Raw genomic sequence first — 22950 nt, 5'->3', positions numbered from 1 at the left:
CTTATTAACCCCCGCGGTTGATAAAGGCGCACAGCAAAAGGCCCGTAGGTCGCTTTCGCAACCTACGGGCCTTTTCTTTGTAGCGGGGACAGGATTTGAACCTGCGACCTCTGGGTTATGAGCCCAGCGAGCTACCGAGCTGCTCCACCCCGCGTCGGTGTGAAACCAACAGTACACGACTTTTGGAGGTGCAATTACCACCCCCTGTCAGCGGTCGGAGTGGGCGCTTTCCGAGTAGTAGCCGCGGATGTGGCCGACTATGCGCTGACGTGCGAGTTCGCCGTCGCCCGCGTTGACCGCATCCACCAATCCGCGGTGTTCGTGACGAAGCCGCGTGCAGGTGCTCGGCCAACTGTCGATCTGCACGCCCGCAAGAACGTAGGCCTCGATCGACTCGCGCAGTCCGGTCATCATGGCTGCGATCACCTGATTGCCCGCCGCGTCGGCGAGCGCCACGTGGAACTGTGCGTCGAGTAGCAGGAATTCCTCGGCCGAGAGATCTGCGTCGTCCATCGAGTCGAGCAGTTCGACGGCCGCGCTGAGGTCGGGTGTCGGGGTCCGCGATGCCAAGGACTGCATGACCTCGGATTCGAGCACGAGTCGTGTCTTCACCACGTCAGAGACCGGAAAGCCCTGTGCTGCAACCTGCATCCGCATCAGCATGGTCATGCCGCCGGTGGGTTTGGCGACAATCATCGCGCCGGACGTCGGGCCGGAGCCAGTCTGCGCCTTGAGGAGGCCGAGTGCTTCCATGACCCGCAACGCTTCTCGGACCGATGACCGTCCGACGCCCAACTCTGCTGCCAGAATTCTCTCTCCCGGCAGGCGCTGGCCAGGAGACACCTCGCCTGAAACGAGCCGACGTTCGAGGTGGCTCAGTACTTGTTCCCACGCTCGCGGGCTCGGCTCGGTCGGCATGAGGCAAGAGCATAACCGGGTGGACGCCGTTTATGGGGTGGCCTGTCCGGGGATGTATTACTGTGGTCAGACCACACCGACAGATTGCGGGGAACCACATGCGAGTAGCGCTGTTCGCCACCTGCATCGGGGACACGATGTTTCCCGACGCCGCCAAGGCCACCGCCCTCCTGCTCACCCGTCTCGGGCACGACGTCGTGTTTCCGTCCGCGCAGACTTGCTGCGGGCAGATGCACGTCAACACCGGCTACCAGCCCGGAGCGCTGCCGCTGGTCGCGAATTACGCCGATACCTTCGGTGATGCGTCGATCGACGCCGTTGTCGCACCATCGGGATCGTGCGTCGGTTCGATCCGTCATCAACACGAGATCGTTGCCGAGCGCTACGGCACCGCGTCGCTGTGCGGGCAGGTGCAGACAGTGAAGGCAAAGACGTACGAGCTTTCGGAATTCCTCGTGGACGTTCTCGGTGTCACCGATGTGGGTGCGTACTTCCCGCACCGGGTCACCTATCACCCGACCTGTCACTCACTGCGCATGTTGAGAGTGGGAGACAAACCACTTCAGTTGCTGCGCAACGTCCGCGACATCGATCTGGTCGAACTCCCCGAAGCAGATTCCTGTTGCGGATTCGGCGGCACCTTCGCCATCAAGAACGCGGAGACCTCGACGGCCATGCTGGCGGACAAGATTCGCCACGTCGCGGACACCGGCGCCGAATTCTGCAGCGCCGGAGACTCCTCCTGCCTCATGCACATCGGCGGCGGGATGTCGCGACTGCAGATGGGCGCCAAGACCATTCACCTCGCGGAAATTCTGGCATCGGTGGAAAGCCGGGTGCACGCATGAGTGCCGTGACGTTGGGTCTGCCCAGCTTCCCGCCGAGGTCACCCGAAGGCACAGGGTTCCTGCGAGGTACTGAGAAGTTCCCCGTCGCAGCACATCACGAGCTGGCCAACGCGCAACTGCGACGCAATATCGGCAAGGCAACGCATACCATTCGTGCCAAGCGCATCAACGTGACTGGAGAGCTTCCCGATTGGGAGGAGCTGCGGGATGCGGGTTCGGCGATCAAGGCCGACGTCATGGCGCGGTTGCCGGAACTGCTCGAACAGTTCGAATCCGCAGTAATCGCTCGCGGTGGGCAGGTGCATTGGGCAGCGGATGCCAACGAGGCCAACGCCATTGTGACCGAGCTTGTCAGAGCCACCGGCTCCGACGAGGTCATCAAGGTCAAGTCGATGGCAACACAGGAGATCGGGCTCAACGAGCATCTCGAAACGCAGGGCATCACCGCCTACGAGACCGATCTCGCAGAATTGATCGTCCAGCTCGGCCACGACAAACCGTCGCACATCCTGGTTCCCGCGATCCATCGCAACAGGTCCGAGATTCGGGAGATATTCCTGCGTGAGATGCCAGATGTCGATCCGAACCTCGGGGAGAATCCGGCCGAGCTTGCCGCTGCTGCACGAAAGTTTCTGCGCCACAAGTTCATGACGACGCCGGTCGCCGTCTCCGGCGCCAACTTCGGTATCGCGGACACGGGCACACTGACCGTCGTGGAGTCCGAGGGCAACGGGCGAATGTGCCTGACGCTCCCGAAAACACTGATCACCGTCATGGGCATCGAGAAGATTCTGCCGACGTATCAGGATCTGGAAGTCTTCCTTCAATTGTTACCGCGGTCGTCGACGGGGGAGCGGATGAACCCGTACACCTCCCTGTGGACCGGCGTGACGCCCGATGACGGTCCGCAGGAATTTCACCTCGTCCTCCTCGACAACGGCCGGACCGCCGCGCTTGCCGACAAGATCGGACGGGAAGCCCTGAGCTGCATACGGTGCTCGGCGTGCCTGAACGTGTGTCCCGTCTACGAGCGCACCGGTGGTCACGCCTACGGATCTACCTATCCGGGACCGATCGGCGCGGTTCTGACTCCGCAGCTCGCGGGCATGCATGGCAAAGACGATCCCAACTCGACGCTTCCTTTTGCCTCGAGTCTGTGCGGTGCGTGCTTCGACGCCTGCCCGGTCAAGATCGACATACCGTCGCTGCTGGTCGAATTGCGGCATCAGAAAGTCGAGCAATCCGGTGTCACGGCAGAGTCTTTGGCGATGAAAGCCGCGTCTCTTGCGATGTCGACCGAGGGTCGATGGACGCTCGCTCAGAAAGCCGCCGGGCTCGGACGCGTCGTGGCCGGCAAGAAAGGGAAGATCTCCACGTTGCCACCGCCACTGAACGGTTGGACAGCTGCCAGAGACATCCCCGCACCACCCAAGCAGACCTTCCGGTCCTGGTGGGACTCCGACGAAGGCCGCGCGGCATTGGACGAGGCTCGTCGTGACAGGAAGGCGGACAAGTGAATTCACGTGAGGTGGTAATGGGACGCATTCGTGACGCCATCACCTTGGCGCCCGCCCGTGAGAGCGAGATACCGCGGAACTACCGGACTGGCAGAAGCATGTCCGACGAGAAGCGCATCGAACTGTTCGTCGATCGACTCGAGGACTACAAAGCGCACGTCTACCGATGTGCTGCAACAGAAATCGTCGAGGCTGTCAGCGGAATACTGAGCGCACACGAGCTGCGTACGCTGGGCATCCCCGCCGGACTCGACCGATCGTGGTTAGCCGGGTTCGACGGAACGCTGGTGGTGGACAGCCCGGACGTACCGGCTCCTGAACTCGAGAACCTCGACGCCGTTGTCACCGGCTCGAAGGTCTCCTGCGCCGAAACCGGCACCATCTTCCTCGACGCCGGTCCATCGCAAGGACGTCGTGCGTTGACGCTGGTACCGGACACACACATCTGCGTCGTGTATCGCAGCAGTGTGGAAGTGGGAGTGCCGGAGGCGATTGCGAAGCTGACACCGGAGCGCCCCACAACCATGATCAGCGGCCCATCGGCAACGTCCGACATCGAACTCGAGCGCGTCGAAGGCGTCCATGGTCCGAGGAATCTTCACGTCGTGATCGTGGACGGTTGATTCCCGTCGAGCGGGAACTCACAGGCAGCGGGCCACATCAGCGTCTAACGTCCCGGCCATGACACAACTCCTGGCAGGCAAGGTCGTTTTCATCACCGGTGCTGCGCGGGGTCAGGGACGCAATCATGCGATCCGGCTCGCGCAGGAAGGTGCCGCCGTCATTGCTGTCGACGTATGCGCGTCGGTGTCCGAGGACGTGGGTTACGCGGCCGCAACCGAAGCCGATCTCGATGAAACGGCGCGCCTGGTTCGAGCCGAGGGACGCGAGATCGTCACTGCTGTAGCGGACGTCCGTGATCTCGAGGCGCTCCGCGCGGCAGTGGCGTCGGGCGTCGAAAAGTTCGGCCGCCTCGACGTTGTGATCGCCAATGCGGGCATCGCAACGTGGAATCGTTTCTGGGAGATGCCGGAAGAGCAGTGGTCGACGCTCGTGGACATCAATCTCAATGGTGTGTGGCGCACGATGGCGGCGGCGGTTCCCTCGATGATCGAGGCGGGCAACGGTGGTTCGATCGTGATTGTCAGCAGCGCGGCCGGCGTCGCCGAAGCTCCCGGTTGCGCGCACTATTCGGCTGCCAAGCACGGGCTCGTCGGCTTGGCCCGCACTGCGGCAACGGAATTGGGAAGCTTCGACATTCGAGTCAACAGCATTCATCCGGGCGCAGTGGAGACCGAGATGGGTAACGACCCCAATGTCGGCAAGGTACTCACGGCGCACCCGGAGTACATGAATTCCTACAAGTGGCCGCTCACCTCGGTCCCGCGCACGACGGTCGAGGACATCTCCAATGCCGTGGTCTACCTCGCGACAGATCTATCCCGCGCGGTCACCGGGACGAAGATCGTCATCGACATGGGTCAGACGATGGCGTAGTCGGCGTAGTTGCGCTCAGAGGAGATTGAACTGCGCTACCTCGATGGTGTTCTCGACTGCCTCCGAGAGTGTGCGGATACGTTCGTCGGCGCCTGGCGCGGTCAGTATCGCCAGGCGATCGGCGTCGCCCATCGGAATGCTTCGCGCCAAGGCATACAGCCGAGAACCCAACGGATCCAAGGGATCAGGTGGGACGGGCATTCGTGGAGTCTGTTCGCCGGCTCGTAGTGCGAGCTTTCCCAACATTCCGTACATGAACTCGATGCGCTCGAGGAGTGAGTCGTATTCGTAGGCGGTGACGGGTGTTCCGTTGTTCTCGTCCGGCCACAGTGCGACCTCGGCAAGCGGAAAGGGATCGTCCGGCAGCCAGCGATTGACCCGGATGCGGCCTTCGGTCCGGCAATACAGCTGATACCGTCCGGCACCCATTGCGACATGGGACTCGATCCGAGCCAGAGTGCCGACGTCGTGGCGTGATTCGCCGCCACCGACCTCATGGCCTCGGGCGATGAGCACTACTCCGAACAGTGGGCCGTCGGCAGCTTCGAGGACGTTCTCGACGAGTGCGCGGTACCGAGGTTCGAAGATGTTCAGCGGCAACACCTCACCCGGTAGCAAAGCGGAGCCGAGCGGAAACATGGGGAAGATGGGCATCAGGGGATTCTCAACCTCGGAATCGGAGGGGCGGGGAAATCGCCGGGGCGATCGATTTCGGCGAGCAGGTGTTCGGACCACGTCAGTAGACCGGGGATGTCCAGGCCGTGTGGACTCTCGACTTCGTAGTGCCTGATGCGGTCGTGCCCCTGGCCGAGGAGTGAGACGGCGCCGGTGTCGTTGCCCCGAAGCAGATGTGTGAGTCCGACGGCCAGCTGAGCCAGTCCCTGCCACAGGTCGCGCTCCTCGGGCGGCGCGCTCTTCCACGTTCCTTCGAGAATCTCGTGTGCGTGAAAGGGCATGCCGTGGTCGAGGAGGCGCTGAGCCTCGGTGATCGACTCGTCCGGCGGCAGACGCACATCGTCCGGAATGCGCGGGACACCGCCCGCTGCGTCGCGTGGCAGTGGACGGCCGAGCCCGTCGCGGGGCCGCGAATTGAGGGGCTTCCCAGCGGCGTCCCGGTCACGTTCGGTCATACACTCAGCCTAACGGCAGCGCCTCGGACGAACCCGCCAAAAGTTTTTTCGGGTCGCCTGTCGATTTCGGGGAGAACCGTTCGTCGTCATGTTGTAAGGCAAGCAAGCCTGATGAAAAACAACAGACCAAGGAGTCAGTCATGAAGTACATGTTGCTCATCTACACCGCACCCGGCGGAGACACCGAACCCCAGTGCACGTTCGAGGACTGGCAGCAATACGACAAGGAAATGAAGGACGCCGGCATCTGGGTGTCCGGCGATGCCCTCGCCGACCTGACCACCACGACGACGGTTCGGGTCTCGCAGTCCGGGGAAAAGACCGTCACCGACGGACCCTTCGCAGAAACCCGTGAGATCCTCGGCGGCTACGACGTCATCGACGTTCCCGATCTGGATGCGGCGCTCGCGTGGGCCGCGCGGTGCCCCGGCGCGCGCGACGGTGGCAGCGTCGAGGTGCGTCCGCTGGCCGGGTTCGGGGACTGATTCGCCGTGGACGAGCAGGCTGAGAACTCCGTCGAGTCAGTGTTCCGGGAGGAACGTGGACGACTCTTGGCCTCGCTCGTCCGCCGTTTCGGTGACCTCGATCTGGCCGAGGAGGTCACCTCCGAAGCTGTCGAGGCTGCGTTGGTGCACTGGCCCGTGGACGGAGTGCCGGCCAAACCCGGCGCCTGGCTGCTGACCACGGCGCGTCGCAAAGCCGTCGACAGGCTTCGTCGTGATCAGGCTTATGCGGCGCGATTGGCCGTGATGCAGGTGGACGCCGATCGTGCCGACCCTGCGCCGCCCACGGTCGACGGAGAACTTCCCGACGAGCGGTTGCAGCTGTTCTTCACCTGCTCGCACCCAGCGCTTGCCGAGGACGACCGGATCGCGCTCACCTTGCGTTGCCTCGGAGGGTTGACGACGCCCGAAGTTGCTCGGGCCTTCCTCGTGCCCTCGGCGACGATGGCGCAGCGGATCGTGCGCGCGAAGAAGAAGATCCGTCAGGCTCGGATTCCCTTCCGAACTCCCAGCGCCGAAGAACTCCCGGAGCGTTTGCCCGGTGTTCTACAGGTGATCTATTCGGTGTTCACCGAGGGGTACGCCGCAAGTTCGGGTCCGGATCTGCAACGCGTCGACCTGGCGGTAGAGGCGATCAGGCTGGCGAGGATCTTGCGCGCATTGCTTCCCGATGAGCGCGAGATCGCCGGGTTGCTTGCGTTGATGCTTCTCGTCCACGCGCGTCGGGATGCCCGTACCGACGCCGGTGGCGGGATCGTGCTCCTCGAGGACCAGGATCGCGGGTGCTGGGACCAGCCGATGATCGAGGAAGGCAGCGATCTCGTCGTGGTCGCGTTGACCGGGGGAGCGCCGGGGCCTTACGGGGTGCAGGCCGCTATCGCCGCATTGCACGACGAGGCCGCTGATGTGGAGAGAACCGACTGGCCGCAAATCTGCGCGCTCTACGGAGTGCTGCTCACGCTGACTCCTTCGCCCGTCGTCGCCGTCAATCGGGCGGTTGCGTTGGCGATGCGAGACGGCGAGGAGGCCGGGCTGACCGCGCTGGAGGAACTGGCAGCGGAGCCCAAACTTGCCGACTACCACCCGTATCACCTCGCGCGCGCCGAACTGCTCGCAAGGTTGGGGCGGACCGACGCGGCGGCATCTGCGTACCGGCAAGCCCTGAAACTGGTTGGTACCGATCCGGAGCGGGCCTACTTGGCGCGTCGGTTGGGTGAGGTTTCCAACTGAGCGCCGCCTCAGATCAATTCGAGCCTTCGGGCCATGTCGGACACAAAAACACCTGTGGGATCGATTTTTCTGCGCATCTGGATCCACTCGTCGATTCGCGGATACATCGAGTGGAAGCTTGCTGCGGTAGTCCGAGAGTCCTTCGCGGTATAGAGGCGACCGTCGAATTCGAGTACCCGTTTGTCGAGGGAAGCGACGAACTCACCCAGTCCGGGCTTGATCGGGAAGTCGAAGGCCACGTTCCACCCGGACATCGGAAAGCTCAGTGGCGCTGCGTTTCCCTCGCCGAAAAGTTTGAAGACGTTCAGCGCTGAGTAGTGTCCCGAACGCTGGATATCGCGGATGATGCTCTTGAATTCGTCCACCGCGTCGACGGGTACCACGAACTGGTATTGCAGGAATCCCTTGGACCCGTAGGCACGGTTCCACTCCCCGATGAGGTCGAGCGGATGGTAGAACTGCGTCAGATTTTGGACCTTCCCGACGTAGTTGCCGCCGGTGCGGTAGTAGAACTCGCCGATCGCAGAGGCCGAAAGCTTGTTCATCAAGCCGTTGGGGAACACGTCCGGCGTCGTGAACAGTTGTGGCGCATCGAACTTCAACGGATTTTTCTGCAACTTCAGTGGAAGCTGGTCGACGGTCGCCAACGAACCACGCGTGATCGAGGCCCGGCCGAGCTTCGGCGGCGCACTGACCGCGTCGAACCAGGCGCTCGAATATGTGTAGTCGGCTTCGCTGCCGTCGCTGTGAAAAGCGACGGTTTCATCCAGACTCGCGGTCAGAGCGCCGTCGTTGACGAAATACGCCGTTTCGGTCGGCGTCATCGCGAGGGTGACGCGCAGGATGATCCCGGTCAGTCCGATTCCGCCGACGGTAGCCCAGAAAAGCTCGGATGTCGGGCCTTGCGGCGCCAGCGTTCGGATACTGCCGTCGGCAGTGAGCAGATCCATCGAGCGGACATGATTTCCGAAGCTGCCTTCGGTGTGGTGGTTCTTGCCGTGGATATCGCAGGCGATCGCTCCGCCGATGGTTACCTGGCGTGTTCCGGGGAGCACCGGGACCCAGAGGCCGAACGGTAGTGCCGCTCGCATCAGCTGATCGAGGGAAACTCCGGCGTCCATCTCCACCAGTCGGGTCTCGGCATCGATCTTGTGAATTCGACGGAAGGCAGTCATGTCGACTACCAAGCCGCCGGTGTTCTGCGCGTTGTCTCCGTAAGACCGACCCAGACCGCGGGCGATGACTCCGCGTCGGAGGTGCAACGGCTTGTCTGCATTGTCGTCTGCGACGCGGGCGACGGCCTTCGCGATCGCCTCTACATCAGGGGTCGAAACGACGTGCGAGGTCGTTCGGGCTGTGCGACCCCAACCGCCGAGGACGGTGGGCGCAATGATTGGCAGATCGGTGGCGTTGTCGGACACGAAATCCGAGGGTACCTGTTTGCGGACCACCCGGTCTGGAACCTTTGGTTGCGCCGGTTCGCCTATCGCGGGACGTCGAGATCGAAGTACAGGATCTCGGACCAATAGCCGAGGCCGAGCTCGCGTAGCGGTTCCTCGATGCTCTCCTGAGTCGGCGTGAACAGCCGCTCCCAGAAGCTCGGCTTGACGGGTGCGAGCGTGGCCAAAGCCGCTTCCATCTCGGCGTCGATGGTCGCCAGACCGGCCATCAGCGCCCTGCTCTGTTCGGCGAACGGTTCGTCGTCCATGTCGAAGATCTCGCCGCACTCGAGGACGAAGTAGTGGTCGGGCTCGGTGTGGCTGCGCAAGAAGCGCAGCGCTTCACCGGCCATCGCGCCGAGTTCGGGGTGGTCGATGCGGCCGAGGAAGTCTTCGAGCCGGGCGATGCCAGGACCGCACGGCGCGGTAACCGCGATCAGGTCGGGAGCGTCGTCCCAGATGATCGACTGGTGAGCGAAGGGATTCACGGACACAAGGATCCTGGGGACCAGCGGTATCGCGTACGACCACTCCGAGACTCCCTTGAGGCCCCGGGCACGAGCAGCAGCCGGATTCTCATACGGGGCAACAGGGGTGGTGTAGAGATAGGTGCGGTTGGCCACTGGCCGATTCCTTTCTGCGGTCGGCGCCACCTGATTCAGGCGGCGCCCACCATCCTCAATGCCAGGTCTCCGTACAGTTTTCCGATGTCTTCCGGCTCCGTGTAGTTGCCGGCTGGGAACCATCGGCACACGTCGACGCACAGAGACATCAAGGCAAGAGTGACGCCTTCGGCGTCGGGGATCGTGAAATCACCCGACTGGACGCCAGCGTCGACTACCTCCCGAACCACCCGCGTCGTGCTGCGGCGAAGCGCGACGACAGTTCGGTAGTGCTCGGGTGTGAGTGCAGTGAGTTCGTACTGGACAACGCGAGCGAGTGAATGGTGCCCGGCCTGCCAACTGGCGAAGGTGCTGATCAGTTCCTGCAAGCGAATGGACGGTTCTTCGCCCGGTCGGTCGGCGCCCTCGACCACTTTCAACGCTTCGGTGTGGCCTTCGAAGCTGATCGCGAAAAGCAGCTCTTCTTTCGAGCGGTAGTGCGGGTACATGGCGGCGGGACTCATGTCGAGTCGCGCAGCGATGTCACGGGTGGTAGTGCCGCCGTAGCCGGCAGAGGCAAAAGCGTCCACGGCTGCCGCGCGGATACGGGCCGCGGCTTTGGAGGGGCTGATCACCACGTCAGGTGAATCGCGCACGGTTTCCTCCAGGTGTGACGGATTTCGATGTTGACAATATCCCGCTCTCGATTCACTATAAGCAGATGCTTAGATTCTAAGCGGATGCTTAGGAACATCGTTACGTGTGGCATTGCCACGCCGAAAGGAAGCAACTCGTCATGCGTCGCACTCTGTACGGACCCGATCACGAGGCATTTCGCGAATCTGCCCGCGAATTCGTCAACCGGAACATCCTTCCGGTCGCAGAGAAGCTGATCGACCAGCGCTTCATCGATCGTGAAATCTGGCTCGAAGCGGGACGTAACGGCTTCCTCGGTCTCGAGGTTCCGGAGGCGTACGGCGGAAGCGAAGCCGGTGACTACCGCTTCAACGCGGTTCTGGCCGAAGAGCTCTCGCGTGCCAGTGCAGCTGTTGCCTCGAGCTTCGGCATTCACGCCGACGTTGTTGCTCCGTACCTCGTTCAGCTCACCACCGAGGAGCAGAAGCAGCGTTGGCTACCGAAGTTCTGCACCGGTGAGATGTTGACGGCCATCGGCATGACCGAGCCTTCCGGTGGATCCGACCTCGCCTCGCTCAAGACCACTGCGGTCAAGGACGGTGACGACTGGATCATCAACGGCTCCAAGACCTTCATCACCAACGGCTACAACGCTGATCTCGTGATCGTGGCGGCGCGGACCAGTCCCGAGAAGAAGTCCAAGGGCATCACGCTCTTTGCCGTCGAAACCGGCATGGAAGGTTTCGAGCGCGGACGCAAGCTCGACAAGGTCGGCCAGCACGAGTCCGATACCGCCGAACTGTTCTTCGAGAACGTTCGCGTGCCGTCCACCAACATCATCGGTGAGATCGACCGCGGCTTTATCCACATGATGGAAATGCTGCCGCAGGAGCGCGTCGGCGCTGCAGTGTCCAACATCGCGCACGCTGCTCCGATCCTCGAAGAGACGCTGCAATATGCCAAGGACCGCAAGGCTTTCGGTCAGCCGATCGGGTCGCTGCAGTGGAACAAATTCCTTCTCGCGGATCTCGTGACCCGCATCGAGGTCACTCAGGCCTACGTCGACAACTGCGTCGCAGCACACGCGGCCGGCGAGCTGACCGCCATCGACGCGGCCAAGGCGAAGTGGTGGACCGCGCAGGTACAGAACGAGGTCCTCGATCACTGCGTCCAGCTGCACGGCGGCTACGGCTTCATGACCGAGTACCGCGCCGCCCGCGCGTGGATGGACGCCCGCGTCACCAAGATCTGGGCCGGATCCAACGAGATCATGAAGGAACTCATCGGCCGCGATCTCGGCCTGTAATTTCGCAACTGCAGTCGATACGTCACTGAAGTCCATACGTCACTTCCCGAACCCGACGACACAGGAGCATCACCGCGCATGTCTGTTCTCGACAAGTTCTCTCTGACCGATCGAGTGGTCATCGTGACCGGTGCGTCGTCGGGCCTCGGGGTGGCGTTTGCGAAAGCCGCAGCAGAGGCCGGCGCGGACGTCGTCCTCGCAGCTCGCCGCGTCGACAAGCTCGAAGACACCGCCAAGCTCGTGCGTGACGCCGGCCGCGAAGCGTTGTGCGTGGCCACCGACATCGTCGATCCGGCACAGGTTCAGAACATGGTGGACGCAGCGATGGAGAAGTTCGGCCGCGTGGACGTCCTGGTCAACAACGCCGGCGTCGGAACCGCCGTTCCGGCAACCCGCGAGACCCCGGACCAGTTCCGCGCCGTCATCGACATCAACCTCAACGGGTCGTACTGGGCAGCGCAGGCCTGCGGCCGCGTCATGCTCCCGGGCAGCTCCATCGTCAACATATCGAGCATTCTCGGACTGACGACCGCTGGACTGCCACAGGCCGCCTACGCGGCGAGCAAGGCAGGCGTCGTCGGATTGACCCGCGACCTCGCACAGCAGTGGGGAACTCGCAAGGGCATTCGTGTCAACGCGATCGCGCCCGGCTTCTTCAAGTCGGAAATGACCGACCAATACAACGACGGCTACTTGGACGCGATGGCTCCGCGCCTGATCCTCGGACGGATGGGCGATCCGGAAGAGCTCGCGGCCACCATGGTGTGGCTCGCATCCGAGGCAGGCGGATACGTCACGGGCCAGACCATCGCCGTCGACGGAGGAATCACCATCACCTGACGCCGATGCCGAGATGTCGACGGCTTTGCCGTATAAGTAGCTGGTGACCTCTCGCGCCGAACCTCAGGAGAACTGGGAAGACCGTCCGCCACCATCCATGGCTGCGACGGAGCTTCTGCGTGACCTGCCGGTGACTGCCCGTGGCGTCCGCACCAGGGCTTCTCTGGTTGCAGCGGCTCGAACGGTGTTCGAGCGCGCCGGGTATCTCGACGCCCGTCTGACGGATATCACCAAGGAAGCGAACTGCTCCACCGGCACGTTCTACACCTATTTCGACAACAAAGAGCAGATCTTCGCCGCAGTTCTCGAAGTTGCGCAGGAAGACATGCTGCACCCCGGCATGGGTCGGGTTCGCGACGTCGAGAATCCGTATGCGGTTCTCGAATCGAGTAACCGTGCCTACCTGACCGCGTTTCGCCGCAACGCCAAACTGATGGGTCTGCTCGAGCAGGTTTCGCACATCGATCCGGCGTTCGCGAAATTGCGTCGGGACCGAGCCGAGACCTTCATTTCGCGTAATGCCCGAGCCATCGAACGCTTGCAAGCGGCTGACAAGGCAGACAGCTCGTTGGATCCGCTGCTGGCATCGCGAGCATTGTCGGCGATGGTAAGCCGTCTTGCCTACAGTTCGTTCGTCTCGGAGGAACCTGGCGCCGACGGTAACCCTGTCCCGTTCGAGGACGTAGTCAAGACAGCTACTCAGGTGTGGGCCAACGCCCTGGGCCTCGAAGGCGACCGCGGGTAGTTTCAGCCTTCGCCGCGGGCAGCGAACTGCTCCTCGAGGCTGTGGCGCAATGTCTCCTCGCTGTTCTTGACGGCGTTTTCGACGAACGGCCCGATCAAGCGGCCGAGTGCTTTGCCGGCAATGCCGCCGGGGAGTTTGTAGGCGAAGTCGACGGAGAGCTGGGTCTTGGAATCGTCGATCGCGGCGAACTCCCACGTGGAGGAGTTGGATACACCACCGAGCGAAGACAGCTTGATGATGCGATTCTTCTCCCACTCGGTGACCTCGAGCTTGGAGCGCAGCGTGCTTGGCCCGATCTGCATGGCCGCGTCGAACGTGGCGCCGAGCCCCTGATCGAACTCTCCGAACGGGGTGAACTCGGAAACACCGAACATCCACGTGGGGACGTTGCGGTAGTTGTCGATGTAGTCGAAGGCGACATCAACCGGCACGGCAGCAACCGCGGTGTGGCGAACATGGATCATGACTGGTCCCTGTCTTTCGGTGAACATCGACTGTAACCAATGGCGCCGACGTGTTCGGCGGCGGCGCAAGAGCGATCTACGGTATCGGTATGACGAACGAGCTTCCGGTACGCGGGTCCTGGCGCGATTACGAAGACCTGGGACTACCGAAACCGCTCGCCGCGGCACTGGAGGCGTTCGTCGAGCAGGGCTATCACGGGACGTCAATCCGTGACGTTGCGTCGCGGTCCGGCTTGTCTGTGCCGGGGCTCTACCACCATTACCCGTCCAAGCAGGCTCTGCTGATCGGTTTGGCGACCGTCGTGATGACGGAGTTGTTGGAGCGTAGCCGCGCCGCCGAACTCGACGCCGGTGGCGATCCTTCGGACCGCTTCGACGCGGTGATCGAATCTCTGTTGCGGTTCCATATGTTTCGACGCGAGCAGTCGTTCGTCGCTTCGTCCGAGATCCGCAGCATGGAGCCCGACAGTCGGGCGAGCTACATCGCGCAGCGCGACGAACAGCAGAAGCAGGTGGACCGGATCGTCCTCGACGGCGTCGGTTCGGGAGTGTTCGAGGCCGACCATCCCGAGGATGCCAGCCGGGCCGTGGTGACGATGTGCGTCGCCGTGGCTGTGTGGTACCGACCGGACGGTGAGCTGTCTCCGGACGAGTTGGTGGAGAGGTATCTGGGGATAGCGAGGCGCATGGTGGGGGCGACGCGGGTGGGGGAGTGATGGTGGGGGCGAAGTGGGTGGGGGAGTGACTGCTGTGTGCACAGTGTTGCGGTAGGCGCTCGCCAGCGTTTGGTATCGGCATCGACGGCCAAGTGGAAATAGACGTCTTTACGTGGGTCTGCGGTACACGACGCGTTCAACCTCGCTTTTGTTTGCCTTGGATAGTGCCTAGGTCGGTCGCATTCACCAGCGCGCGGACACGGTTTGCTGCGTTGCGAAGGCGTTCTGCAGCGATCGGATTCCGGACGGCCTCGGCGGCCAATGACTGTGCAACAGTGGTGACTTCATCGCCGCCGGGTATCAGTAGGAGGTCGGAGCCCGCCAGGAGGCTTGCAAGTGCGGTCTCTTCGAGTGACCGCCCACGCGTCGTTGCAGGGGAATCCAGATCGTCACTCACGACGACGCCGCGGAAGCCCAGGTCCTGTCGCAGTGCTCGGACCGTGATGCTCGAGGTCGTCGCCGGAGCGGTTGGATCGACAGCTTCGACGATGGCCGGTCCGACCATCATGCCGGAAACGCCGGCGTTGACGACAGCCCTGAACGGTGTGAGAGTTTCTGCGCTCCAGTCCTTTGCGGCGACGGCTGTGTCCTTCACTGCGGGGTCGTGTTCGAGTGCAGGGAACCCTGGGAAGTGTTTTGCGATTGCCGCGACTCCAGTGGTCTGGACGCCGTGAACGAAGGCCGCTGCGATGCGAGCGATTTCCGAAGGCGGTAGGTCGAGTGTGCGTTCGAACAACCAGGGATTGTTGCCTTCGAGGCGATCGAGTACGGGCGACAAGAATGCATTCACGCCCATCTCGCGGGCGGCGGACGCCACTGATCGGGCAACATTTTCGATGTCCGTATCGGTCATTTTCGTCAGTGCGTCGGCTGCGGGGAACTGGGGAACGAGCGCATGGAGGCGCTGGATACCCCAGGGTTCCTGATCGACCGCGACGAGCAACGGCGTGTCAGTGCTCGCCTCCAGGGCGCTGGTGAGCCCGCGGAGTGACCGACTGGTTTCTCTCTCGCGACGGGCTGGTGTCATCCTGCGCGCGACGTACTCTTCACGGGATTCGCCGAGTATGACCGCAACGGTTCCGGCGCGGAGTAGGTCGGCGAGCCAACTATCGACGTGGACCGCATCGAACGCTGGGAACATGACGGCGTGCGCGTCGCGCTCGAAAGCTGAGTGGTTTGACATCGAAATGCCCATTTCCGCACACAGGGGTGCTTGCTGCTGGCTGTTCAAAGCAGTGCAGGGCTCGCACCAGCTACGTCTGCACCGGCGCGGGGCGCGCCTTCGGGCGTACGGCTCGGTCGATCGTTTCCCAGTGCGCTGATTCTTGCCCTATTGACTCTTCCACGTGCGGTGATACGTTTAACCGCACGAGCATGGTGGATGGTATCCCCCGGTATCGGTACGCGCAATGATGCAGTGTGCAGTGTGGACCTGGCGGGCGTGCGACTGCGTGGACTGTTTGGCCTGCGATGTACACGATGTGTGCATATTTATGGTGAAATAGTGCTCGCACTGTGCATCGTTGTTGTGATGGTGACTCCGTAACGTGATTTGGACAACGCTGATTGCAGTACATGACGTGCCTCGCAACCCTATTGAGGGGCACGCGTGTGCAGATTGAGGACTCACAATGACTACGAACATTTCGGAAGACCCGCGGGCGCTGAGCCTCCAGCGAATTCGGCTTGCCCGGGTTGCGACATTCTTCGGATTCGCACAATTGGGAGCGGTCATGCTCACGTGGTCGACGAACACCACTGCGCTCCGTGCTCATCTGGGGTGGCAGGGGGAGGGCGGCGACTCGAATTTCGGGCTGGTGGCATTGGCGATCGGCGTCGGCGCTGCAGTCGGCTGCTTCCTCATCGGGCCGTTCGTCGACAGGTACGGTCCGCGAGCCACCTGTATGCCGACGATGATCATCTACCCGTTGATGTATATCCCGTTCGCGTTCTTACAGGGTATTGCCAGCGCAATGTTCCTCGGCGTGATGATTGGCTTGTTGAGAGGTGCCTTCGATACCGCCTTCAACACACACGGTGTGCAGGTGGAGCGTTACTACGGCAGGCCCATCATGTCTGCGTTCCACGCGGCCTATCCGGCAGGCGGATTCGTCATCGGCCTGGTGGCCAGTGCAATCGCCCGTCACTATGTCGAGAGCCCCGCCGTGGCCTACATCTCGATCGGTGTCACCATGTCGGTTCTCGGAGCTGTGTTCGGTCGCTGGCTGTTGACTCGCGATGAGCTGCTTCCCCCGGACGCCGCAGTCGCGATCGGGAAGCAATCGACAACCGGGAGATCGGCGTCGACGACGACTTTGCTGATCATGGCCGGATTCGGCCTCTTGATGCTGGCATCGATGCTCAGCGAAGGCGCAATTCTGGACTGGGGACAGGAGTTCGTCCGGCGCCATGCCGATACGAGCGCTGGTATGGCTGCGACAGCTGTGACCTTCTACTCCGGCGCGCAATTCGTGGGGCGCCTCTTCGGTGACCGGCTCGCCGAGTACTTCGGTGCGCGCGTCATCGTGGCCGTCAGTGGTGTAATCGGATTCGTCGGCGCCTTGCTTGCGATCGGGGGTGCGTCAGCTCCGTTCGCCCTGGTGGGATTCGTTCTCCTGGGGCTCGGGCTGGCATGCATGGCTCCGCTGATGCTCTCTGCTGCCGGCCGTCGTGACCCCGAGAACGCCGGAAGAAACATCGGAATTGTCAATGCGATCGGCTACGTCGGCATGCTCGTCGGGCCGGCTGCGATCACGCTCATCGTCGACGGATTCGGAATCGGCTGGATGCCGGCGCTGCCGGCAATCTTGCTCCTGCTCATCGCCGTCGGCGGTCCTGTATTGATGAAAACCGTTCCGCGATACTCGGAAACGGAACGTACGGGAAATGCTCCGAAGCCGGAGCATCACACGGTCTCCCACTGAGGTCGAACAAGGAGTGGCCCACGTGCGAGTACATCGAAATCCGGTGTACTCGCACTGGTGTCACTGAACGGAAGGAAATTCTGTTCGGGATTTGAGGAAGAAACAGGATGAGCACTGGCGGACCTTCGGAGTCGATCAGACGTTCTGCGCGAGCGCTGATAGTGGATCATTCGTATCGAATACTGTTGTGCAAGTATCGATCTAGATCCGATGAAACCTATTGGATCACGCCTGGTGGCCGTTGTGAAGAACGCGAGACCCCAAGCGGCACACTCGAGCGAGAGCTTCGAGAAGAGGTAGGGATCGAACTGCGCACGACGCAGCCGCTCGTCTGGCGCCAAACGATCATCGATCCAGAGCACTTTCCCGGATTCAGCGGCGTCGACAATTTCTATTTCCTGGTTCGAGTTCATGGATTCGAACCACGAGGGGCATTGACCGATGCAGAATTGCGCGATGAGCACCTACACGGTTTCAGATGGTGGACTCTGGAAGAGATCGAGAACTATTCGGGTTTGGCCCTTTTCGCGCCTCACGACATCGCCGAGAGACTCGATCTCACCCTTCGTTGCGGGTCGCCGTGCCAGGTAGTGTGTTTCGGCTCGGATTGATCCAGGTTGCTACTCGTACAGAATCAGGCCGCGCGATTGCTGGCGACACCGACCCTCTGCACAGGAGAATATGCCGTAACTGGGCAGCGACCCGTCGTAGACAACCCCGTGGACGACTCGTGATGCCAATGCCGTTCGAGGTCGACGCGGTTATGTTCGGCGCACCAGGACTGTGCCGTTGGTCGCAGAGTTGGTTCCAGACACGTGAAACATTGCGTGCGCCCAAGGGCGGTCCGAGTTCAGCAACGCATTCTCTTCGATCATCCTGTCGTCGTGATAGCCCTGTGGATCCTCGCCGAGCTCGACCAATCGTTGTCGCGCTGTCTCCGGTGCGGTGTCGACCCACACTGTCGCGTCGTACAACATCCGCAATGAACGGCGGATCGACCCGGCACCTTCCACGAGCAGCAACGTCGTCTGGTCAGGGACCGCGATATCGCGAGGCTTGTCGTGGTTCGGCTGGAAGGTGAATGGAAGCCCAGTTCGCCTTATCGGTTCAAGTAATTCCTTGGCGAGCAAGGTGTCCCAGCCAAAGAATGTTCGACTGCACGCGATGTCATCTGTGTGCACGATGACCACCCCAGTGCAGTTTGCCGACAACAGTGCGGCCAGCGTCGACTTGCCGGAACCACCCCTCCCGTCGATCCCTACGATTGCCGGGCCGCGCCCAACTGAACCAGACCGCAGAAGTTCCACGAATTGTGGGATGGCGAATCTATTCCAATCCGTATTTTCGTCATGCTCAGTGGGACGTTTCATGAACATCTACCTTGGATCGAACCAGCTCCGAGTGTGAATTGTGAACGGTTACTGTCCTCAGAAGTCGACTGTGACCCGGCTGCCAGTCCTGGCCGACTCGAGTATCGAGATGCTCACTGCCAGTGCGTTGGTCGCGTCGAGTCCGTCGACGACGGGTCGGCCGTCACCGCGCGTGGCACGGGTGAAGTGTTCCAGAGTGATGTCGTACGTGTGCCGGCGGTCTTCGACGTCGATCTCGTGCGATCCCCGGCCATCGTGCAGAACGACCGAGCCGATGGGTTCCGGAGTCATGACGTCGGCAGCATGAAGGCTGCCGTCTGTCCCGTGCACCTCCAGATACGTGGGTGCGAAGGGTGTAGTGAAAGTGTCGTGGAATCGTACGAGGACGTTGTTCTCGTAGAGAATCGACGAGGAGGCTGCATCTTCGGCTTCGGTCACCCAATCTCCTTGAGTCACAGTGATCGCGCTCGCCGTCAGTGCTCTGGTACCGAGTAGCGGATTCACGACTGAGGCGTTGTGGCAGGAAAGATCCATGACGGCGCCTGATCCCGGCGCGCTACCGAGTCGCCACCCTCGCAACCGTTCGGGTAGGAGCGACGTGTGGCGAACACTGACCGACAAGATGCGGCCGATGTCGCCGCGCGCCACTGTGCGTCGAATTGCCTGGTGCGTACCTGCGGCGGGCAGGTGGTGGTTGACACCTAGGACTATGCCGGCGGATTCGCAAGCGGCGGTCATCTTCCGCGCATTGTCGATGCTCGTCGACAGCGGCTTCTCGCAGAGAACGTGTTTTCCGGCTGCTGCCGCCGCGCACACCTGCTCGAGATGGTGATCATTTGCACTGGAGATGTAGACCGCATCGATGAGGGAATCGCTGAGCAGATCGTTCAGGTTGTTCGTTCGGTTCGATATCTCGTTCCGCTGTGCGTACTGCTCGGCGTGGTCCGCATTTCCGCTGTACACGGAACTGATGTGGTGGCCGGTCCTTCGCAGTGCGGGAATCATTCGCGTTTCGGCGATGTCACTCGCACCGACGATTCCCCAGACCAGATGCGGTTGTTCGCTCATCGAAGTATTCCTTCTCGGGCATCGACGATGTCGAATAGACAGCGACGGCTCCGGGTATTGGCCGACTCGACGTCAGGAGTTCGGCGCGGATGAAATCTGGTAGGTCAACCCTACGAAGTGGCGATGAATATCAACAGCGCCAAAACGTGCAAGCGTGAGCTGCTGATCGACCAGTGTGAGCAGGTGCGAGTGTTGAACCTGCTCTGGCCGTGAGCTTTCGAACGACCTGCACATCATGCACGGATTGGGCAGAATTTGACAGAAGTGCTTCCCTCTATGTGTCTGTTCGCTGGATCACTTCGCAGGAAAGCTAGGGCTATCAGTTTGATTTCATGCCTCACCTCGAAGGAGTAACCCGCCAATGTCGTTCGTTCTCAAAGCAGCAGTCGGCGAACCAGCGCAGCGTGCCAGCAATCCGGCGGTGGTCGACACTGTCGCGGGTGTGATCGCAGACATTCGTGCCAACGGTGACGACGCTGTCCGCAAGTACTCTGACCGTTTCGACCGGTGGTCACCGGATTCGTTCCGGCTCGACGAAGATCAGATCCGCGAGATCGTGAAGTCCGTTCCGACAACGGTCCTCGAAGACCTGCAGTTCGCGCAGCGCCAGATTCGCGACTTCGCGCAGGCACAGCGCGATACCATCACAGACCTCGAGGTCGAGACCCTGCCCGGCGTGTTCTTGGGGCACCGGAACGTTCCGATCGACGCGGCCGCAGCCTACGTTCCGGGTGGCAGGTACCCGCTGACGGCGTCGGCGCACATGACGGTGCTGACCGCGAAGGTCGCAGGCGTCGAACGCGTCGCGGCCACGACGCCCCCGAACGACGGGCTGCCGCCCCAGATCAGCATCACCGCAATGCATCTCGCCGGGGCCGACGAGATCTTTGTGCTCGGTGGCGTGCAGGCGATCGCAGCGCTGGCTCTCGGTACCGAGACGATCGATCCTGTCTCGATCCTCACGGGGCCGGGCAACGCATACGTTGCAGAGGCGAAGCGTCAACTCTTCGGTGAGGTCGGAATCGATCTCTTTGCAGGCCCCACCGAAACACTGATTGTTGCCGACGAGTACGCCGACCCGTTCACTATCGCAGTGGATCTACTCAGCCAGGCGGAGCACGGTCCGGATTCACCGTGTGTGTTGATCACGACGTCCGAGGCTGTGGGCAACGAGGTGATCAAACACATCGACGCATTGCTACCCGGTCTGGAGACGAACGCGATCGCCGGGCCCGCCTGGCGCGACCACGGACAGATCCACGTTGTCGAGACTCTCTCCGAAGCATACGAACTCGCGGACAAGTTTGCCTCCGAGCACGTACAGATCCTCACGCAGAATCCTCGTGAAGCGCTCTACAACATGAGCAACTACGGTGCCCTTTTCCTCGGGGAAGGAACGTGTGTTCCTTACGGCGACAAAGTGATCGGGACCAACCATGTACTTCCTACTCTTGGCGCTGCGCGCTACACCGGAGGACTCTGGGTAGGGAAGTTCCTCAAAACCCTCACTTTCCAGGAGGTGCGCGACCCGGCGGCGAGTGCCAGGATCGGCGAGATCGCTGCGCGACTGTCCCGATTGGAACGCTTCGAAGGGCACGCCCGTTCGGGTGACCTGCGTGCGGCGAAGTTCGGTGGAGCCGAACTGCCGTGGGGCGAGATCCCGGTGGCGGCAAACCTCAAATGACGATGCGCATCGAGCACGACTTACTCGGTGATCGTGAAGTGCCTGCGGAGGCCTACTACGGCATCCATACGCTGAGGGCACTGGAGAACTTCCCGATCACCGGTATTCCTCTCTCGGTCCACCCGGACATGGTATCGGCGTTGGCCGCGGTCAAGCAGGCCGCTGCTCGGGCGAACGCCGACCTCGGAATCCTCTCGCCGGAGCATGCAGCAGCGATCGAGCAAGCTTGCGAGGAGATTCGCGCGGGCAGGTTCGCCGACCAGTTCGTCGTCGACGTCATTCAGGGAGGTGCCGGCACGTCCTCGAACATGAACGCCAACGAAGTGGTCGCGAACCGCGCGCTCGAAATGCTCGGCCGCGAGCGGGGGCAGTACCAATTCCTCCATCCGCTCGAACACGTCAACATGAGTCAGAGCACCAACGACGTCTACCCCACCGCGATCAAAATCGGCTTGCAAGGTGCGGTCACCAGGCTTCGAGGTGCGATGGACGAACTTGCAGACGCATTCGCGGAGAAAGCAGCCGAGTTCTCCCACGTGCTCAAAGTCGGGCGGACACAATTGCAAGACGCGGTCCCGATGACTCTCGGTCAAGAGATCGTCACGTTTGCCGTGATGATCAAGGAGGACTCTCAGAGACTGGAAGAGGCCGCTCGGTTGATCTCGGAGATCAACCTGGGAGGGACGGCGATAGGTACCGGTCTCAATGCGCACCCGAAGTACGCCAGACGTGTGCGTGAGCATCTGGTGTCGATCACCGGTCTCGACATCTCGACGGCATCGGATCTCATCGAAGCAACCCAGGACGTCGGGGCCTTCGTCCAGCTGTCGGGAGTGCTCAAGCGCACCGCGGTCAAGCTGTCCAAGATCTGCAACGATCTGAGATTGCTGTCCTCGGGCCCACGAGCAGGGCTGGGTGAGATCAATTTACCTGCGGTGCAGGCGGGTTCGTCGATCATGCCCGGCAAGGTCAATCCGGTCATTCCCGAAGTGGTCAATCAGATTGCCTACCGGGTGGTGGGAAACGATCTGACCATCACCATGGCTGCCGAGGCGGGTCAACTGCAGCTCAACGCATTCGAACCGGTCATTGCACACAGCTTGTTCGAGACTGCAGAACTCCTCACGCGGGGCTGCACTGTGTTGCGCGAGCGATGCGTGATCGGCATTACCGCCAACGTCGAGCATCTCGAACGAACGGTCGCGGCTTCGATCGGTGTCGTGACCGCGCTCAATCCCTACATCGGCTACACAGCCGCGACGGAATTGGCGGCGGACGCGCTTGCTTCCGGTCGTACCGTCGTGGAGTTGGTGCTCGAACGCGGGTTGTTGGGCAAGGAGGATCTGGACGCGATCATGGAGCCTGTGAATTTGGCACGAACTGCGATCGTGTCGGCTCCCGATTTCGATCCGCTCGTCCCGTCGACCTGACCAGGTCTTCAGGGCGGTTGACACCGCACATGTGGGCGGTATCGTTTAGTGATACGTATAACTACTTGCAGTCCTGTTGCGTC

24 protein-coding genes and 1 tRNA gene are annotated in these 22950 nt (G+C 61.9%); 14 read left to right on the top strand and 11 right to left on the bottom strand.

Going from position 1 to position 22950, the window contains the following annotated elements:
* Positions 1 to 80: 80 nt before the first annotated feature.
* Both QM716_RS17145 and QM716_RS17140 read right to left on the bottom strand, forming a co-directional pair.
* Positions 81 to 154: transfer RNA gene (locus QM716_RS17145), tRNA-Met, on the bottom strand.
* Positions 155 to 207: 53 nt separating this feature from the next.
* The gene (locus QM716_RS17140) at positions 208 to 918 is read right to left on the bottom strand and encodes a FadR/GntR family transcriptional regulator (protein WP_283305224.1); all 711 of its coding nucleotides are present in this window, start codon (positions 916 to 918) and stop codon (positions 208 to 210) included.
* 98 nt (positions 919 to 1016) lie between these two features.
* On the opposite strand from QM716_RS17140, the gene QM716_RS17135 reads away from it, so the two are divergent.
* The 4 genes from QM716_RS17135 to QM716_RS17120 are packed head-to-tail and all read left to right on the top strand — an operon-like array spanning position 1017 to position 4780.
* Positions 1017 to 1766, top strand: a complete 750-nt coding sequence (locus tag QM716_RS17135; RefSeq protein WP_283305223.1) for a (Fe-S)-binding protein — start codon at positions 1017 to 1019, stop codon at positions 1764 to 1766.
* Positions 1763 to 3283, top strand: a complete 1521-nt coding sequence (locus tag QM716_RS17130) for a LutB/LldF family L-lactate oxidation iron-sulfur protein (protein ID WP_283305222.1) — start codon at positions 1763 to 1765, stop codon at positions 3281 to 3283. The genes QM716_RS17135 and QM716_RS17130 overlap by 4 nt, the downstream gene beginning before the upstream one ends.
* Positions 3280 to 3906, top strand: a complete 627-nt coding sequence (locus QM716_RS17125) for a LutC/YkgG family protein (RefSeq protein ID WP_283305221.1) — start codon at positions 3280 to 3282, stop codon at positions 3904 to 3906. Before QM716_RS17130 ends, QM716_RS17125 begins: the two co-directional genes overlap by 4 nt.
* Before the next feature lie 58 nt (positions 3907 to 3964).
* Positions 3965 to 4780: a mycofactocin-coupled SDR family oxidoreductase gene (locus tag QM716_RS17120; protein WP_283305220.1), complete on the top strand. Its 816-nt coding sequence runs from the start codon at positions 3965 to 3967 to the stop codon at positions 4778 to 4780.
* A 15-nt stretch (positions 4781 to 4795) separates the two neighbouring features.
* Here the strand turns inward: QM716_RS17120 and QM716_RS17115 are convergent, their stop codons facing one another.
* A complete protein-coding gene (locus tag QM716_RS17115) occupies positions 4796 to 5434 on the bottom strand; it encodes an LON peptidase substrate-binding domain-containing protein (protein WP_283305219.1) in 639 nt (212 codons plus the stop codon).
* Positions 5434 to 5910, bottom strand: a complete 477-nt coding sequence (locus QM716_RS17110) for a DUF309 domain-containing protein (RefSeq protein WP_283305218.1) — start codon at positions 5908 to 5910, stop codon at positions 5434 to 5436. Before QM716_RS17110 ends, QM716_RS17115 begins: the two co-directional genes overlap by 1 nt.
* A 140-nt stretch (positions 5911 to 6050) precedes the next feature.
* Between QM716_RS17110 and QM716_RS17105 the strand changes: the two genes are divergently transcribed.
* Positions 6051 to 6395 carry a YciI family protein gene (locus QM716_RS17105; protein WP_007730031.1) on the top strand — a complete coding sequence of 115 codons (345 nt, stop codon included), beginning with the start codon at positions 6051 to 6053 and terminating at the stop codon, positions 6393 to 6395.
* Between the two features lie 6 nt (positions 6396 to 6401).
* The gene (locus QM716_RS17100; protein WP_283305217.1) at positions 6402 to 7643 is read left to right on the top strand and encodes an RNA polymerase sigma factor; all 1242 of its coding nucleotides are present in this window, start codon (positions 6402 to 6404) and stop codon (positions 7641 to 7643) included.
* 8 nt (positions 7644 to 7651) lie between these two features.
* On the opposite strand, the gene dprE1 is transcribed toward QM716_RS17100, so the two are convergent.
* From dprE1 to QM716_RS17085, 3 genes are all read right to left on the bottom strand, one after another.
* Entirely contained in the window at positions 7652 to 9064 is a 1413-nt protein-coding gene (gene dprE1 / locus QM716_RS17095; protein ID WP_283305216.1) for a decaprenylphosphoryl-beta-D-ribose oxidase, read from the bottom strand.
* A gap of 62 nt (positions 9065 to 9126) precedes the next feature.
* Positions 9127 to 9705, bottom strand: a complete 579-nt coding sequence (locus tag QM716_RS17090) for a DUF7822 domain-containing protein (protein ID WP_283305215.1) — start codon at positions 9703 to 9705, stop codon at positions 9127 to 9129.
* Positions 9706 to 9740: 35 nt separating this feature from the next.
* Complete coding sequence (locus tag QM716_RS17085; RefSeq protein ID WP_283305214.1) at positions 9741 to 10340, bottom strand: TetR/AcrR family transcriptional regulator; 600 nt, start codon at positions 10338 to 10340, stop codon at positions 9741 to 9743.
* Between the two features lie 140 nt (positions 10341 to 10480).
* Here QM716_RS17085 and QM716_RS17080 point away from each other — a divergent pair, with 140 nt between their 5' ends.
* The 3 genes from QM716_RS17080 (at position 10481) to QM716_RS17070 (ending at position 13211) form a co-directional block, all read left to right on the top strand.
* Complete coding sequence (locus QM716_RS17080; protein WP_007730036.1) at positions 10481 to 11626, top strand: acyl-CoA dehydrogenase family protein; 1146 nt, start codon at positions 10481 to 10483, stop codon at positions 11624 to 11626.
* 78 nt (positions 11627 to 11704) lie between these two features.
* Positions 11705 to 12466, top strand: a complete 762-nt coding sequence (locus QM716_RS17075) for an SDR family NAD(P)-dependent oxidoreductase (RefSeq protein ID WP_283305213.1) — start codon at positions 11705 to 11707, stop codon at positions 12464 to 12466.
* Positions 12467 to 12563: 97 nt separating this feature from the next.
* Entirely contained in the window at positions 12564 to 13211 is a 648-nt protein-coding gene (locus tag QM716_RS17070; protein ID WP_283305483.1) for a TetR/AcrR family transcriptional regulator, read from the top strand.
* Between the two features lie 2 nt (positions 13212 to 13213).
* Here QM716_RS17070 and QM716_RS17065 read toward each other — a convergent pair whose 3' ends face one another.
* A complete protein-coding gene (locus QM716_RS17065) occupies positions 13214 to 13675 on the bottom strand; it encodes an SRPBCC family protein (RefSeq protein WP_214880126.1) in 462 nt (153 codons plus the stop codon).
* 89 nt (positions 13676 to 13764) lie between these two features.
* Between QM716_RS17065 and QM716_RS17060 the strand changes: the two genes are divergently transcribed.
* Positions 13765 to 14391, top strand: a complete 627-nt coding sequence (locus tag QM716_RS17060) for a TetR/AcrR family transcriptional regulator (RefSeq protein ID WP_283305212.1) — start codon at positions 13765 to 13767, stop codon at positions 14389 to 14391.
* A gap of 136 nt (positions 14392 to 14527) precedes the next feature.
* On the opposite strand, the gene QM716_RS17055 is transcribed toward QM716_RS17060, so the two are convergent.
* A complete protein-coding gene (locus QM716_RS17055) occupies positions 14528 to 15574 on the bottom strand; it encodes a glycoside hydrolase family 3 N-terminal domain-containing protein (RefSeq protein ID WP_283305211.1) in 1047 nt (348 codons plus the stop codon).
* A 448-nt stretch (positions 15575 to 16022) separates the two neighbouring features.
* Between QM716_RS17055 and QM716_RS17050 the strand changes: the two genes are divergently transcribed.
* Together QM716_RS17050 and QM716_RS17045 are read left to right on the top strand one after the other, a co-directional pair.
* Entirely contained in the window at positions 16023 to 17315 is a 1293-nt protein-coding gene (locus QM716_RS17050; protein WP_283305210.1) for an MFS transporter, read from the top strand.
* 107 nt (positions 17316 to 17422) lie between these two features.
* Positions 17423 to 17926 (top strand): NUDIX domain-containing protein, encoded by a 504-nt coding sequence (locus tag QM716_RS17045; protein ID WP_283305209.1) that lies wholly within the window; start codon positions 17423 to 17425, stop codon positions 17924 to 17926.
* A 150-nt stretch (positions 17927 to 18076) separates the two neighbouring features.
* On the opposite strand, the gene QM716_RS17040 is transcribed toward QM716_RS17045, so the two are convergent.
* Both QM716_RS17040 and QM716_RS17035 read right to left on the bottom strand, forming a co-directional pair.
* The gene (locus QM716_RS17040; protein WP_283305208.1) at positions 18077 to 18496 is read right to left on the bottom strand and encodes a nucleoside/nucleotide kinase family protein; all 420 of its coding nucleotides are present in this window, start codon (positions 18494 to 18496) and stop codon (positions 18077 to 18079) included.
* Positions 18497 to 18742: 246 nt separating this feature from the next.
* Positions 18743 to 19753, bottom strand: a complete 1011-nt coding sequence (locus QM716_RS17035; protein WP_283305207.1) for a Gfo/Idh/MocA family protein — start codon at positions 19751 to 19753, stop codon at positions 18743 to 18745.
* A 361-nt stretch (positions 19754 to 20114) separates the two neighbouring features.
* On the opposite strand from QM716_RS17035, the gene hisD reads away from it, so the two are divergent.
* On the top strand, positions 20115 to 21437 hold the full coding sequence (gene hisD, locus QM716_RS17030) for a histidinol dehydrogenase (RefSeq protein WP_283305206.1): 1323 nt from the start codon (positions 20115 to 20117) through the stop codon (positions 21435 to 21437).
* On the top strand, positions 21434 to 22867 hold the full coding sequence (locus QM716_RS17025; protein WP_283305482.1) for an aspartate ammonia-lyase: 1434 nt from the start codon (positions 21434 to 21436) through the stop codon (positions 22865 to 22867). Before hisD ends, QM716_RS17025 begins: the two co-directional genes overlap by 4 nt.
* Positions 22868 to 22950 lie beyond the last annotated feature (83 nt).

It is taken from the genome of Rhodococcus sp. IEGM 1409 (assembly GCF_030056735.1).
Classification (GTDB): Bacteria; Actinomycetota; Actinomycetes; order Mycobacteriales; family Mycobacteriaceae; genus Rhodococcus_F.
This window is presented reverse-complemented; position numbering and strand designations above follow the sequence as displayed.

Bases quoted from the DNA above. Each gene is read 5' to 3' on its own strand.
- QM716_RS17140 (WP_283305224.1), bottom strand. From the start codon at position 918: ATGCCGACCGAGCCGAGCCCGCGAGCGTGGGAACAAGTACTGAGCCAC.
- QM716_RS17135 (WP_283305223.1), top strand. From the start codon at position 1,017: ATGCGAGTAGCGCTGTTCGCCACCTGCATCGGGGACACGATGTTTCCC.
- QM716_RS17130 (WP_283305222.1), top strand. From the start codon at position 1,763: ATGAGTGCCGTGACGTTGGGTCTGCCCAGCTTCCCGCCGAGGTCACCC.
- QM716_RS17120 (WP_283305220.1), top strand. From the start codon at position 3,965: ATGACACAACTCCTGGCAGGCAAGGTCGTTTTCATCACCGGTGCTGCG.
- QM716_RS17115 (WP_283305219.1), bottom strand. From the start codon at position 5,434: ATGCCCATCTTCCCCATGTTTCCGCTCGGCTCCGCTTTGCTACCGGGT.
- QM716_RS17110 (WP_283305218.1), bottom strand. From the start codon at position 5,910: ATGACCGAACGTGACCGGGACGCCGCTGGGAAGCCCCTCAATTCGCGG.
- QM716_RS17105 (WP_007730031.1), top strand. From the start codon at position 6,051: ATGAAGTACATGTTGCTCATCTACACCGCACCCGGCGGAGACACCGAA.
- QM716_RS17080 (WP_007730036.1), top strand. From the start codon at position 10,481: ATGCGTCGCACTCTGTACGGACCCGATCACGAGGCATTTCGCGAATCT.
- QM716_RS17075 (WP_283305213.1), top strand. From the start codon at position 11,705: ATGTCTGTTCTCGACAAGTTCTCTCTGACCGATCGAGTGGTCATCGTG.
- QM716_RS17070 (WP_283305483.1), top strand. From the start codon at position 12,564: ATGGCTGCGACGGAGCTTCTGCGTGACCTGCCGGTGACTGCCCGTGGC.
- QM716_RS17065 (WP_214880126.1), bottom strand. From the start codon at position 13,675: ATGATCCATGTTCGCCACACCGCGGTTGCTGCCGTGCCGGTTGATGTC.
- QM716_RS17060 (WP_283305212.1), top strand. From the start codon at position 13,765: ATGACGAACGAGCTTCCGGTACGCGGGTCCTGGCGCGATTACGAAGAC.
- QM716_RS17055 (WP_283305211.1), bottom strand. From the start codon at position 15,574: ATGTCAAACCACTCAGCTTTCGAGCGCGACGCGCACGCCGTCATGTTC.
- QM716_RS17050 (WP_283305210.1), top strand. From the start codon at position 16,023: ATGACTACGAACATTTCGGAAGACCCGCGGGCGCTGAGCCTCCAGCGA.
- QM716_RS17045 (WP_283305209.1), top strand. From the start codon at position 17,423: ATGAGCACTGGCGGACCTTCGGAGTCGATCAGACGTTCTGCGCGAGCG.
- QM716_RS17035 (WP_283305207.1), bottom strand. From the start codon at position 19,753: ATGAGCGAACAACCGCATCTGGTCTGGGGAATCGTCGGTGCGAGTGAC.
- hisD (WP_283305206.1), top strand. From the start codon at position 20,115: ATGTCGTTCGTTCTCAAAGCAGCAGTCGGCGAACCAGCGCAGCGTGCC.
- QM716_RS17025 (WP_283305482.1), top strand. From the start codon at position 21,434: ATGACGATGCGCATCGAGCACGACTTACTCGGTGATCGTGAAGTGCCT.